Annotated in this window: 14 protein-coding genes; 5 read left to right on the plus strand and 9 right to left on the minus strand. The window is 67.3% G+C overall.

Translation table 11 applies throughout. The annotated features are described in order from the left end of the window. Positions 1-12 precede the first annotated feature (12 nt). A complete protein-coding gene (locus ACN2C8_RS08155; protein ID WP_419255339.1) occupies positions 13-1,167 on the plus strand; it encodes a DUF3089 domain-containing protein in 1,155 nt (384 codons plus the stop codon). Here the strand turns inward: ACN2C8_RS08155 and ACN2C8_RS08160 are convergent. Both ACN2C8_RS08160 and ACN2C8_RS08165 read right to left on the minus strand, forming a co-directional pair. Further along, on the minus strand, positions 1,134-1,502 hold the full coding sequence (locus tag ACN2C8_RS08160) for a DUF6285 domain-containing protein (RefSeq protein ID WP_419255340.1): 369 nt from the start codon (positions 1,500-1,502) through the stop codon (positions 1,134-1,136). The genes ACN2C8_RS08155 and ACN2C8_RS08160 overlap by 34 nt on opposite strands. Continuing rightward, a complete protein-coding gene (locus tag ACN2C8_RS08165; RefSeq protein ID WP_419255342.1) occupies positions 1,499-2,476 on the minus strand; it encodes a phosphotransferase family protein in 978 nt (325 codons plus the stop codon). The genes ACN2C8_RS08160 and ACN2C8_RS08165 overlap by 4 nt, the downstream gene beginning before the upstream one ends. A 119-nt stretch (positions 2,477-2,595) precedes the next feature. Here ACN2C8_RS08165 and ACN2C8_RS08170 point away from each other — a divergent pair, with 119 nt between their 5' ends. After that, the gene (locus ACN2C8_RS08170) at positions 2,596-3,540 is read left to right on the plus strand and encodes a DUF808 domain-containing protein (protein ID WP_419255343.1); all 945 of its coding nucleotides are present in this window, start codon (positions 2,596-2,598) and stop codon (positions 3,538-3,540) included. A 13-nt stretch (positions 3,541-3,553) separates the two neighbouring features. On the opposite strand, the gene ACN2C8_RS08175 is transcribed toward ACN2C8_RS08170, so the two are convergent. The 6 genes from ACN2C8_RS08175 to tcyJ form a co-directional block, all read right to left on the minus strand. Next, the gene (locus ACN2C8_RS08175) at positions 3,554-3,850 is read right to left on the minus strand and encodes a DUF3892 domain-containing protein (protein WP_419255344.1); all 297 of its coding nucleotides are present in this window, start codon (positions 3,848-3,850) and stop codon (positions 3,554-3,556) included. 190 nt (positions 3,851-4,040) lie between these two features. Beyond that, positions 4,041-6,116 carry an ATP-dependent DNA helicase RecG gene (gene recG / locus ACN2C8_RS08180; RefSeq protein ID WP_419255345.1) on the minus strand — a complete coding sequence of 692 codons (2,076 nt, stop codon included), beginning with the start codon at positions 6,114-6,116 and terminating at the stop codon, positions 4,041-4,043. A gap of 39 nt (positions 6,117-6,155) precedes the next feature. After that, positions 6,156-6,458: a hypothetical protein gene (locus ACN2C8_RS08185; RefSeq protein WP_419255346.1), complete on the minus strand. Its 303-nt coding sequence runs from the start codon at positions 6,456-6,458 to the stop codon at positions 6,156-6,158. A gap of 70 nt (positions 6,459-6,528) precedes the next feature. Beyond that, the gene (locus ACN2C8_RS08190; RefSeq protein ID WP_419255347.1) at positions 6,529-7,263 is read right to left on the minus strand and encodes an amino acid ABC transporter ATP-binding protein; all 735 of its coding nucleotides are present in this window, start codon (positions 7,261-7,263) and stop codon (positions 6,529-6,531) included. Beyond that, complete coding sequence (gene tcyL / locus ACN2C8_RS08195; RefSeq protein ID WP_419255349.1) at positions 7,260-7,919, minus strand: cystine ABC transporter permease; 660 nt, start codon at positions 7,917-7,919, stop codon at positions 7,260-7,262. Before tcyL ends, ACN2C8_RS08190 begins: the two co-directional genes overlap by 4 nt. A gap of 2 nt (positions 7,920-7,921) precedes the next feature. Continuing rightward, the gene (tcyJ, locus tag ACN2C8_RS08200) at positions 7,922-8,713 is read right to left on the minus strand and encodes a cystine ABC transporter substrate-binding protein (protein WP_419255350.1); all 792 of its coding nucleotides are present in this window, start codon (positions 8,711-8,713) and stop codon (positions 7,922-7,924) included. 166 nt (positions 8,714-8,879) lie between these two features. On the opposite strand from tcyJ, the gene ACN2C8_RS08205 reads away from it, so the two are divergent. Beyond that, on the plus strand, positions 8,880-10,058 hold the full coding sequence (locus ACN2C8_RS08205; protein ID WP_419255351.1) for a M48 family metallopeptidase: 1,179 nt from the start codon (positions 8,880-8,882) through the stop codon (positions 10,056-10,058). Between the two features lie 120 nt (positions 10,059-10,178). Here ACN2C8_RS08205 and ACN2C8_RS08210 read toward each other — a convergent pair whose 3' ends face one another. Next, positions 10,179-11,294 (minus strand): beta-ketoacyl-ACP synthase III, encoded by a 1,116-nt coding sequence (locus tag ACN2C8_RS08210; RefSeq protein ID WP_419255353.1) that lies wholly within the window; start codon positions 11,292-11,294, stop codon positions 10,179-10,181. A 316-nt stretch (positions 11,295-11,610) separates the two neighbouring features. On the opposite strand from ACN2C8_RS08210, the gene ACN2C8_RS08215 reads away from it, so the two are divergent. Together ACN2C8_RS08215 and ACN2C8_RS08220 are read left to right on the plus strand one after the other, a co-directional pair. Continuing rightward, on the plus strand, positions 11,611-12,003 hold the full coding sequence (locus tag ACN2C8_RS08215) for a hypothetical protein (protein WP_419255354.1): 393 nt from the start codon (positions 11,611-11,613) through the stop codon (positions 12,001-12,003). After that, positions 12,000-12,929: a sterol desaturase family protein gene (locus ACN2C8_RS08220; RefSeq protein ID WP_419255355.1), complete on the plus strand. Its 930-nt coding sequence runs from the start codon at positions 12,000-12,002 to the stop codon at positions 12,927-12,929. The genes ACN2C8_RS08215 and ACN2C8_RS08220 overlap by 4 nt, the downstream gene beginning before the upstream one ends. Position 12,930: the final 1 nt, after the last annotated feature.

Consider the following 12,930-nt stretch of genomic DNA (forward strand, 5'->3'; position numbering starts at 1 on the left):
TAACCCAGAGTCATGGGTGATCGCTTCAAGGGCTTCAAGCGCTGGATTTTCGCCGGAGCGGTGCTCTTTCTGGGGCTACTGGTCTCGGCGGCCTTCGTCTGGCGCTACGACATCCTCAGCAACGCGCTCGATCCCAAGGTGCCGTTCCTGACCTATGAGCCGCCGCCGCCGCCGCATTACGCCCAGGCCTCGTCCTGGGCGCTGCGGCCCAAGGAGCCGGCCGGCCCCACGCTCGCCGATCCGCCGGCCGACGTGTTCTTCGTCCACCCCACCACCTTTGACGGTGGCCAGGACTGGAACGGCGCCATCGACCAGCCCAAGGCCCAGCGGTTCCTGAACCGCGTGGTGCTGCCCAACTATGCCGGGCCGTTCTATCGTGTGGGTCGGGTGTTCGCGCCGCGGTATCGCCAGGCCAGCCTCTACACCTATCTCACCCTGCGCGATGACGCGCGCGAGGCGCGGCGTTTTGCCTATGGCGACGTGCGCGAGGCGTTCCGGCTCTATCTGGCCCGCTACAACAGCGGCCGGCCGTTCATCCTGGTGGGCGTCGAGCAGGGCGGGGCAATGTCCGCCAGGCTGCTGCGCGAGGAGATCGCCGCTGATCCGGCGGTCAAGAAGCGTCTGGTCGCAGCCTATCTGATCGAGACCATCGTCCCGGCCGAGGAATACGGCCTGGTGTCGCCCCTGCCGGCCTGTGAGCGACGCGATCAGGCTGGGTGCGTCGCGGCCTGGGCCTCGGCCCAGGAGGGCGACTTCCAGCGGATCCAGGAGCTGACCCGTCGCTCGCTGATCTGGGACTCCGGCGACCAGCTGATCGACCTGAATGACCGCCGGGCGCTGTGCTTCAATCCGCTGCTTGGCGGTGTCAGTCAGGAGCGGGCGCCGGCGCGGCTGAACCAGGGCGCGGCCAACGCTACCGGCCTGGAATGGGGCGCGCGGCCGGCCTTCCTGCAGCGCCAGGTCTGGGCCCAGTGCGAGGATGGCCTGCTGCACACCAGTCGACCCAAATCGACGGCCTTGCGCGATGCAGGCTCCTGGGCCGACCGCCGCAAGGTCGACGGCTTCAACCTGTTCTATGCCGACATCGAGGCCGACGCCCAGGGCCGGGTGGCCACCTACACGGGCAGGCCGGTTCAGTCTGCGAGCAGCGCCTCAAGCCCGCAGTAGCCTGGCTGGTCGATGGCGATCCGGGCGATCGCCGTCGCCCGCAGATGGGCCAGCAGGGCCGGCGCACGCGGATCCAGCGCGCCGGATCGCAGCGCCTGGCAGAGCCTGTGGTTCAGGTCGGTGAAGTCACCCTCGACATCCAACAGGTCCGAAAGCCGCGCGCGTTCCTCGCGCTCGGCGGTGTCGCCCAGGCCAGCCTCCCGCTCAAGCAGGGCGCGGGCATTGTCGGCGACGCGGGCCAGAAACACGCGACGCGCGTCGGCTGGGCCCTCTGCGTCGCGGTCGAACAGGGCGAGGGCGGAGTGGAGTTCGCCGGCGGTCGGGCAGGTGATCACGCCATCGTCTCCATCAGCCGAACCAGATCGATCTCGGTCTCGCTGACCCGCCGACCGATCATGGCGCGTTCGATCGAGGGATCGGCGCCGGTCGCGAAGCTGGAATACATCATCAGGCACATCACGCCCCATTTCAGCGAGCCCAGCGCCTGCCAGAACTGCAGTCGCGACAGTGGGATCTCGCGCCCACCGGCCTGGGCATAGCCGTCCAGCAGGGCCTGATAGTCGCCAAAGCCGCCCACCGGCCTGCGCCACTGCCCAAAGCGCCAGGAATTGACGCAGATCCAGCCCAGGTCTTCGGCCGGGTCGCCCAGATGGGCCAGTTCCCAGTCCAGCACGCCCACCAGGCCCTGCTCGGCATGGATCATCAGGTTGCCATTGCGAAAATCGCCATGGACCAGCACCGGCGCGAGGGGCTCGGGTGCGACAGCCTCCAGCCAGCGGAAAGCGGCCTCGAAGGTCGGACGCTCCGCCCCGTGCTGGCGATACACCGCTTCATAGCGCGCCAGTTCGCCCCGGGCGTCCGAGGTGGTCAGCGGCGGCAAGTCGTCCAGCGCGGCGCCGTGGATCTGGGCCAGCACCTCGCCGCAGCGGCGCGCCAGGTCGGGCCGAACCGCGTCAAAGGCGGCGTCGCGGACGATACGCTTGCCCAGGGCCTCGCCCTCGAGCCGTCGCATGATGAAAGCCTCGCCCAGGCCGTCCTCGGGATCGCAGACACGCTCGACGATCGGAACCGGTGCGCCGGCCCGGCCGGCGGCCACGATCAGGGCAGCCTCGTGGGCCAGGGTCGCGGCGGTCTCGCGCGGCGGTGCGTTGTCGGGGCGTCGCCGCAGGATCAGGGCCGCGCCATCGTCCAGATCGAAGGCCCAGGTCTCAAGACTGGCGCCGCCCGACAGCCGCCGGGCGTTCACCGCCGTCGTCGCGGTCGGCGACAGGCGTGGCGCGAGGCGGGCGAGGGCGGCGGGAATATTCATCTCTTCACGCTTTCAGACCTCACCCCGCGTCAGGCAAGCGATCCTATCATCGACTTTCGGAGCCGATCACCACACCGTGGCGTTCCACTTCTTTCCGCTATCAGAATCGGTCGCCCCCCATGCCTTCCGGCCTTGCCGCACTGCTGGATGATGTCGCTGGCATCACCAAGCTCGCCGCCGCCTCCCTGGACGATGTCACGGGCGCGGCCGGCAAGGCCGGGACCAAGGCGGTCGGTGTCGTGGTGGACGACGCGGCGGTGACGCCCGGCTACGCCATGGGCTTCACGCCCGACCGCGAACTGCCGATCGTCTGGAAGATCGCGGTGGGCTCGTTCAAGAACAAGCTGCTGTTCCTGCTGCCCGGTGCGCTGGCGCTCAGCGCCTTCGCGCCGTGGGCGGTCACGCCGATCCTGATGGTTGGCGGGTCATATCTGGCCTTTGAGGCGACCGAGAAGATCCTGGAGGCGCTGAGCGGTCAACACAGCGCCGAAGAGCCCGAGGAATTGGCCCTGAGCGGTCCGGAGCTTGAAGCCCAGAAGGTCAATGGCGCCATCCGCACCGACCTGATCCTGTCGGGCGAGATCATGGCCATCGCCCTGGCCGACGTGGCCGACAAACCCTTGCTCATCCAGGCCGGGGCCCTGGCCGTGGTCGGCGTACTACTGACCATCGCGGTCTATGGCGTGGTGGGGCTGATCGTAAAGATGGACGACATCGGTCTGCACCTGGCCCAGCGCAAGAACGCCGCCGTGCGCGGGTTCGGGCGCGGCCTGGTCAGGGCCATGCCCATCACCATGGAGGCTCTGACCCTCATCGGAACCGCCGCCATGCTGTGGGTCGGCGGCGGCATCATCGTCCATGGCCTGGAGCACTTCCACCTGACCCCGATCCCGGTCTGGGTGGAAGGCTTCTCGCATTGGGCGCATGGCGTTCCCGGCGTGGGCGCGGTGACCGGCTGGCTGGCGTTCGCCTTGGGCTCAGCCGTGGTGGGCCTGGTGGTCGGCGGTGTGCTGGCGAGCGCCATGCACCTCTGGCATCACCGCAAGGGCGCGGCGGCCGACTGAGCCGGCTGCGCGATCAGGCGGTCTCGGTCGCCGGGAAGTCGGGAAGCGTCAGCAGGTCGTGCGGCTCGTTGCGGTCGTTGGCGGTCTTCAGATAGCGGCAACCGGTGCGGCTGGTCTGGGCCTCGACCTTGACCTCGACATCGTCGCGCATGACGAAGAAGCGCCACTTGCCACTGTCGACCAGCTTGATCGCTTCCTTGATCGTCAGCTTCCAGGGCTTGGCGACGCCGCCGCCGATGTGAGTGATCCGCTCATAGGTGCTGTGACGATCGTTCTGGGCGGCAAAGCTGATTTCGGCGCGTTGAGCCATGGTACCTTCCGGGTGCGCGCAGGGTAAGCGACGGCGCCGGTCAGTTTGCGACTGCGCGCAAAGCCGGGGCGCCAAGAAGGCCATTCTGCTGGTGCAATGAGCGTCGACGGATCAACGCTTTCATCAGTATAGCAGCTTGACCCGTCTTTGGGGGATCATTCGTCACACGAGGCTCGCGCGCCGTCGCGCTCTACCCTGCGTCGTGCTGTGGTGCGGTCGGTTTCCAGTCGAAAAGTTCCTGGAGCGTGCGCACGGCCTGACCGCGTGGCGAGGTCAGATCCGGGTCGCGAGCCAGGATCAGGCGGGCGTCGTCGGCGGCGACGGCGATCAGGTCGCGGTGGGCCACGGGGTCGGCCAGGCGGTAGGCGGGAAAGCCGCTCTGCTTGAGGCCCAGCGGATCGCCGCCCCCCCGTAGCTCAAGGTCCTTCTCGGCGATCTCAAAGCCGTCGTCGGACTTGCGCAGGATGTCCAGCCGCTGTTGGGCGGTTTCGGACAGCGGCAGGTCATACAACAGCACGCACGAGCTTTCTCGCGCGCCCCGGCCGACCCGACCGCGCAGCTGGTGAAGCTGGGCCAGGCCGAAGCGTTCGGCCTGTTCGATGACCATGATGCTGGCGTTGGGCACATTGACCCCGACCTCGACCACCGTGGTGGCGACCAGAACCGACACCTTGCCGTCGACGAAGTCGGCCATGACCGCGTCCTTCTCGGCGGCGGGCATCTGGCCATGCACCAGGCCAACCGAAGAGCCGATGATCTGGCGCAGGTCGGCGGCGCGGGCTTCGGCGGCCTGCAGGTCGATCTTTTCGGACTCCGAGACCAGGGGGCAGATCCAGAAGGCCTGGGCGCCGCCCTGGGCCGCGCTTTTCAGGCGGGCGATGATCTCGGGCAGGCGCGGCATGGGCACTGCGCGGGTCGCCACCGGCGTGCGACCCGGGGGTTTCTCGTCGATGCGCGAGACATCCAGGTCGCCGAACACCGTCAACTCCAGGGTGCGCGGGATCGGCGTGGCCGACATGGCGAGAAGATGGACTCCATCTCCCTTGTCCTGAAGCCGGCGGCGTTCGTTGACGCCGAAGCGGTGCTGCTCGTCGATGATCGACAGGCCCAGGTTCTTGAATACCACGTCGCTCTGGAACAGGGCGTGGGTGCCGATCGCCACCGCGTGCGCGCCGCTGGCCAGACCCGCCAGCTTGCTGGCGCGGCCTACCCCCTTGTCGCGCCCGGTCAGCAGGATCACCGACAGGCCCAGCGCGGTCATGGCCGGGGCAATGGTCTCGTAGTGCTGGCGGGCCAGGATCTCGGTGGGGGCCATGAACGCCGACTGCAGGCCCGCGCCGGCCGCGTCCGCGATGGCCAGCATGCCGACCACGGTCTTGCCCGAGCCGACATCGCCCTGCAGCAGCCGACTCATGCGCTCGCCGGAAGCCAGGTCCCCCCTGACTTCAGAGAGCGCGCGGATCTGGGCGCCGGTCAGTCTGAATGGCAGGGCCTTTTCGGCGTCGGCGGCCAAGGGGCTGGGGCCGATGCGCGGGGCCGGCTGGGCGCGGCGCGAGGCCTTGCGTTGGGCCAGGGCCAGCTGGTGGGCCAGCAGTTCGTCATAGGCCAGACGCCGGCGGTGCGACGACAGCAGGTGGACATCGGCTTCGCCGGCGGGGTTGTGGGCTGTGGCGAAGGCTGCGCGCCAGGACGGCAAGCCTTCGCGGTCTTGCCAGGCGGGGTCCAACCATTCCGGCAGGTCGGCGGCGCGGCCCAAGGCTTCCAGGGCGAACCGGCGAAAGGTGCGCGAGGGCAGGCCAGCGGTGGCGGGATAGACCGGCTCGAAGTCGGGTATCTCGTCGGCGCGCTCTTCGGGCAGCAGATATTCGGGGTGGGCGACCTGGATCTCGGAGCCGAACCGCTCGACCTTGCCGCTGACCGCGCGGCGCGAGCCGGCCGGGTGCTGGCGCTCCAGGTGCGGGCCGTGGCCCTTGAACCAGGTCAGGGTCAGGAAACCGGTCTCGTCCCAGGCGCGGATCTTCCAGGGCTGACCCAGGCGGCCGGGCGGCTGATGGGCGTCGATGCCGACGATAAAGGTCTGGACCTGGCCGTCGATGGCCCGGTCGACCGTGGTGGCGGTACGGCGGATGACACTTGTGGGAACGGTGAACAGCACGTCGCGGACGATCGAGCCGGCGATTTTCTCGACCAGGGGCGCGACGCGCGGCCCCACGCCTTTCAGCGTGGAGACCGGCGTAAACAGTGGGAAGAGAATCTCGGGTCGCATCGGCTGGACAATAGCGAAGCCGGCGACAGATGGGGACGTTTAGGCGTCGCGGTTCATCACGGGATCAAGCGCCGTGACGAGATCGGTATGCTCCTCGGCGCGCGATGCGCCCGAGACGTTCAGGCGCGTGTACAGCGCGGTTGCGCTATGGCGGGTCTGGGCCTCCGGCCAGCGTGCTGTTGCGCCGATCAGGTTATTGGTCTCGCCTGCGAACAGCACGGCGCCCTTGGCGTCGATATAGACGAAATTGCCAGCGATGGTCGTCCGGGGATCAGCGTCCTCGGCCAGCTTGTAGCGGTAGACGGCGCCTGAAGCGCCTTTCAGTTCGATATAGAGTTTCACGGGACCTCGCCTCAACAGCACGCGGCGTTGGCGGCGATGTGGTGGGGGGCGCCGTTGGCCAAAATAAGGCTCAGGGCGTCGTCACTTTGCCGAGGAATCGTCGCGTGCGCTCTTCCTTAGGCGCTCCGAACAGCTCGCGCGAGGGGGCCTGTTCGACGATAACGCCGCTATCCATGAAGATGGTGCGGTCTGCGACGTCGCGGGCGAAGTCCATCTGGTGTGTGACGATCAGCATGGTGCGTCGTTCCACGGCCAGTTCACGAATCACCGAAAGCACCTCGCCGACCAGTTCCGGGTCCAGGGCAGAGGTCGGCTCGTCGAACAGAATGACCTCCGGATCCATGGCCAGAGCCCGGGCGATGGCGCAGCGTTGCTGCTGGCCTCCTGACAGTTCACCGGGATAGGCGTCGAGGCGTGCGCCCAGGCCGACCTTCTCCAGCAGGGCCCGTGCGCGGGCCTCGGCGGCGGGACGGGCCTCGCCGCGCACCACGATCGGGCCCTCGGCGACGTTCTGCAGCGCGGTGCGGTGCGGGAAGAGGTTGAAGCTCTGGAAGACGAAGCCCACCCGGCCCTTCAGGGCGCGGGCCAGCGGCGCGCGGGGCGCCGCCTCGACGCCGGCGATCCTCAGCGATCCGCCGTCCAGCAGCTCCAGACCGGCCATGCAGCGCAGCAGGGTGGATTTGCCCGAGCCGCTGGGGCCGATGATGGCCACGACCTCGCCCCGGGCGACCTCGATGTCGACACCGTTCAGCACGGTGGTGCCATCAAAGCACTTGATCAGGCCCCTGGCGGAGACGGCGCTCATCGGCGGCCCTCCGCAGCGCGGCGTTCCAGCACGCCCTGGCCAGCGGCCAGCAGAGTCGAGACGATCCAGTAGATCGCGGCGGCGGCCAGATACATCGTGAAGATCTCGAAGGTGCGGGCCGTGATCAGCTGGGTCTGGCGGAACAGCTCCGGCACCTGGATCGTGGCGGCCAGCGAGGTGTCCTTGACCAGGCTGATGAAGCTGTTGGACAGCGGCGCGACGGCGGTACGGGCGGCCTGGGGCAGGATCACCCGGCGCAGGGCCTGGCCCCGGCTCATGCCCAGCACGGTGGCGGCCTCCCACTGGCCGCGATCGACATTGGCGATGGCGCTGCGCAGGATCTCGCAGGCATAGGCGGCGATGTTCAGCGAAAAACCGATGCCGGCCGCCATCAGCGGCGGCAGCTCGATCCCGAACTGCGGCAGGCCGTAATAGATCAGAAACAGCTGCACCAGCAGCGGCGTGCCACGAATGGCCGAGACATAGACGCCAGCCGGCCAGCGCAGCAGGGCCGAGCGCGACAGCCGCATCAGGGCCAGCCCAAAGCCCAATACAAGCCCCAGGCTCATGCCGATCAGGCTGAGCGCCACGGTATAGCCCGCGCCCTTCAGCAACAGCGGCGCCGACTGGGTCAGAAGGTCGAGGGTGGCGTCCATGCCTATTGGGTCACGTCCGCGCCGAACCAGGTTCGCGAGATCGCCGCCATCCGGCCGTCGGCGCGCATGGCCGCGATGGCCTGATCGACCAGAACCTTCATGGCCGGATCCTTCAGCATGGCCACACCCTGGTTCTGGGCCGCGAAGGCTGGACCCGCAGCGATGAACTCCGGCGAGTTCTTGACGAAGTCGGCGGCCACCAGCCGGTCGTTCAGCACCGCATCGATGCGGCCGGCCTTGAGATCCTGATACTTGGTCGGATCGTCGTCATAGGTGCGGATGTCGGCGGTCGGGACATTGGCCCGCGCCCAGCTCTCGTAATTGGTGCCCAGACCCACGCCGACCTTCTTGCCGGCCAGTTCGGCGGGCGAGTAGGGGCCGGCCTTGCCTCTGAGCACGATGATCTGGATGCCCGACACCGTATAGGGCTTGGAGAAATCGTACTTGGCCGCGCGTTCGGGCGTGATCGTGATCTGATTGATCACCACGTCGATGCGTCGGGATTCCAGCGCGCCCAGCAGGCCGGCGAAGGGCGAGGGGCTGAACAGCGGCTTGAGGCCCATCTGGGCAGCCAGGGCCTTGGCGAAATCGACGTCGAACCCGGCCAGCTGGCCGTCCTTGTCCTGGAAGTTAAACGGCGGATAGGTGCCTTCCAGCCCGATACGCAGGGTCTTGCTGGCCGCGACCCGCTGGGCCGTGGTCTGGGCGGCCGCGTTCCGGGCCTTGTCGCCACAGCCGGCCAGGGTCAGCGCGCCGGCGCCCAGGAGAATGGTTCGACGGTCGTGGAATCGCATAAAGGCCTCGAAAATCGGTGCGCGACTCCAGTTCTATACGCCGGTGCGTCCTTCGCCAGAGGCAAGCGCGACCGGCGAACGCTTCCCGCCGCCTGACAAGGAATTAAGCTGACGCCTGCTGCGGACTCTGCCCTTCTCCGGTCCACGAGCTTCAGGGGGAGGGGCAATGACCCAACAATTCGATGCGGCCGCCGCCACGGCCGCCTATCTGGCGCAGCTGTCACCGGCGGCCCACGCCAAGGCGCAGGCCTATACGCAGGGCGGCCACTGGCTGCTGCTGTGGGGTTTTCTGATCTCGGTCGTCACGGCCTGGCTGATCGTCCGCTCGGGCGTGCTGGTCCGGGTGCGATCGGGGCTGGAGAGCCGCCGTCCGCGCCCGATCGTGGCCAGTTTCGTGGTCGGGGTGATCTATCTGCTGGTCGACTGGGCCCTTGGCCTGCCCTGGTCGGCCTATTCCAACTGGTGGCGCGAGAAATCGTACGGCATGACCAGTCAGGCCTTCACCGGCTGGCTGGGCGAAGGGGTGATGTCGATAGCCATATCGGCTGTCTTCACCGGTCTGTTTTTCGTGGCCCTGTATGCACTTATCCGCAAGGCGCGCCGCCTGTGGTGGCTGTGGGCGGGCGGCCTGACCGCCGGCTTCATGGTCCTGGGCATGCTGGTCGCCCCGATCTATATCGAGCCGCTGTTCAACACGTACACGCCGGCCCCCAACGGCCAGGTGCGCGACGCCGTGGTCCAGATGGCCAAGGCCAATGGCGTGCCGTCCGACAAGATCTTCATCTATGACGGCTCCAAACAGTCCAACGCCTATACGGCCAATGTCTCGGGCCTGTTCGGCTCGGCGCGGATCGCCATGAGCGACACCATGTTCAAGAAGGGCGCTGACCTGGCCGAGGTGCGTGGCGTCGTCGGCCACGAGATGGGCCACTACGCCCGCGGCCACTCCCTCTGGATCACCGGCATCTTCAGCCTGCTGGCGGTCCTGGCTTTCTTCGTCGTCGATCGCCTGTTCGTTTCCACCCAGCGGCTGCTGGGCGCCGGCGGGGTGACGGGCATCGCCGATCCTGCCGGCCTGCCGGTGCTGGGGGTGATCCTGGCGGTGCTGGGCCTGCTGGGCGGACCGATCGCCAATACGGTGATCCGGGAGATCGAGACCGACGCCGACCGCTACAGCCTCGAGCGTGTCAATGAGCCCGACGGGCTGGCCAAGGCTCTGGTCAAGACCATCGAGTACCGCGCCGCGACGCCCGGCAGGCTGGAGGAGGCGCTGTTCTATGATCACCCGGCCGTGAGCGTTCGCGTCCGTCGGGCGATGGACTGGAAGGCGGCCCATCCACAATAGTGGCTGTCATCCCGGCCAAGCGCGGAGCGCGCCGAGCCGGGACCGCTACGCGCTCTGAGTTTGCGGCGGTCCCGGCTCTCCGCTTCGCTGCGGCCGGGATGACAAGATTTTTTTGGCGCCTCAGCGCTTGCGCACAAACACCGTGCCGGCCGAGTAGCCCGCGCCGAAGCTGCAGATCAGACCTGTCTCACCCGCCGCGAAATCATCATTGGCCATGTGGAAGGCGATGATCGAGCCGGCCGAGCTGGTGTTGGCGTAGGTGTCCAGGATGATGACGTTCTCGCCGGGGGCGGGATCGCGGCCCAGCACCTTGCGACCGATCATCTCGTTCATGTTGATATTGGCCTGGTGCAGCCACAGGCGCTTGAGCGCCTGCGGGTCCACGCCGATGTCGGCGGCGTGCTGCAGGATCATCTCGCTGACCATCGGCACCACTTCGCGGAACACCTTGCGGCCCTCCTGCACGAACAGTTTGTCGCGCGCGCCTTCGCCTTCCGGGGCGGCGCGGTTGAGGAAGCCGAAATTGTTGCGGATGTTGTTGGAGAACACGGTCTTCAGGCGCGTGCCCAGGATCTCCCAGCCGCCCGTAGCCTGCTCGGCGTCCTCGATGATCACGGCGGTGGCCACGTCGCCGAAGATGAAGTGGCTGTCGCGATCCTTGAAGTTCAGGTGGCCCGAGCAGATCTCGGGATTGACCATCAGCACCGCCTTGGCGCTGCCCGTGGCGATGAAGTCGGCGGCGGTCTTGATGCCGAAGGTGGCCGACGAGCAGGCCACGTTCATGTCAAAGGCGAAGCCTTCGATGCCCAGGGCCTGTTGCACCTCAATGGCCATGGCCGGATAGGCGCGCTGCATGTTCGAGGCGGCGCAGATCACTGCGCCGATCTCGCTGACCGGCTTGCCCCAGGCCTTGATCGCCTGCTTGGCGGCTTCCACGGCCATTTCGGCCAGGATCGAGATCTCGTCATTGCCGCGCTCGGGCAGGACGGGACGCATCAGGTCCGGGTCAATGATGCCGTCCTTGTTCATCACGAAGCGCGACTTGATGCCGGACGCCTTCTCGATGAATTCGGGCGAAGAGGGGGCCAGGGCCACCACCTCGCCGGCCGCGATGGCGTCGGCATTGGCGGTGTTGAAGCGTTCTACGAAGGCGTTGAAGGCCTCAACCAGTTCGGTGTTCGAAATGCTGAACGGCGGCGTGTACAGCCCCGTGGCGGCGATGACGGCGTGATGCAAGCGACTAGTCCCGATGATGCGCGCGGGCCTCTGCGGGCTCGCGATCTTCTGCTTATGGGAGTGTTGATATCATGGATGACGGTCCCGTCACCCATGCCGTGACCTTTGGGCCCCGTTGCTGCGCTGACACGCAATGACCTCAAACGTGACGGCGTCCGGCCGCTCCGCGACCCTGTCCACCCCCTAGGCGGCTCCCCGCGCGAGGTGGCGAGGTCGTGTCCAGGTGTCGGAACAACCAGATCACTTGACGGCGATCACCTAGGGCCCGACGTTGTCGCAAAACTACGGGGAGGGCGGCGTCAGCTTGGACAAGGCGATGCTGATACAGCTTATCGGTTCGGCGATCGCGATCAGCGTGCTCGTCGGCATAGCGGCCTTGGCGGGCATCCCCCGGCCGACGCCTGCGCTCGATGCGGCGGGCCTCACCGCGCTGCTGGCCCAGGAGTTTCCTGACCGTCACCCCACCGCCACCTGGATCTCGGCCGACGGCCGTGGGGCCCTGGCGCGAGATGGCGACACGGTGCTGGTCCTATGGAAGCGGGGCGACGGCTATGTCGCCCGCGACCTGGCCTGGTCCGCTGTGGCCGCAGCGCAGTCGAAGAATGGCCGGTTGGTCCTGAAGACCGGCGACGCCGCGCCAGTGCTGGCGGTCGCCGATAATGTCTGGCCACCCCAGACCCTGGCGGCCCAGAAGGAGTATGTTGCATGAAGGCCGAGTTCGATCCCGTCCAGATGGCGATCCCGTTCTTCATCCTGGCGATCATCCTTGAGATCGTTCTGGCCCGGATGGGCAAGGCCAGGGCCAATTACGAAACCCGCGACACGGCCATGTCGCTGTCCATGGGTCTGGGCAGCACGATCGCCGGCTTGCTGACCGGTGGGCTGATCGTTGCCGCCACCGTCTGGGTGTATCACCACCGGATTTTCACCATCCCGATGACGGCGGTCTGGGCCTGGGTGATCATCTTCTTCGCCGAAGACTTCACTTATTACTGGTTCCACCGCCTCTCCCATGAGCGGCGGTTCTGGTGGGCCAGCCACGTCAATCACCACACCTCGACCCACTACAACCTGTCGACCGCCCTGCGGCAGACCTGGACGGGCGGGGTGGCCGGCACGTGGCTGCTTTGGCTTCCGCTGGTGTTTCTGGGCTTTCCGCCTGCCATGGTGGCGATCCAGAAGGGCATCAGCCTCGTCTATCAGTTCTGGATCCACACCGAGGCGGTCAAGCGCATGCCGCGCTGGTTCGAGGCCGTGTTCAACACGCCCTCCCATCACCGGGTGCATCACGCCCGCAACGCCCGCTATCTGGACGCCAACTACGCCGGCATCCTGATCATCTGGGACCGGATGTTCGGCACCTTCATCCCCGAGGTCGACGAAGAGGCCTGCCGCTATGGCACGGTCAAGAACCTGGGCAATTTCAACCTGTTCCACAACGTGTTTCACGAATGGATCGGTATCGGCAAGGATCTGGCCAGCAGCAAGTCGCCGCGCGAAGTGCTGGGCTATGTGTTCGGCCCACCCGGCTGGAGCCCTGACGGATCGCGGGACACCTCTCATACCCTGAAGGCAAGATGGCGGGCGCGTCAGGCGGCGGAGGCTCCGGTCGAAATCCGCGACGCAGCGGAGTAGC

It is taken from the genome of Caulobacter sp. ErkDOM-C, from assembly GCF_048541825.1.
GTDB lineage: Bacteria > Pseudomonadota > Alphaproteobacteria > Caulobacterales > Caulobacteraceae > Caulobacter.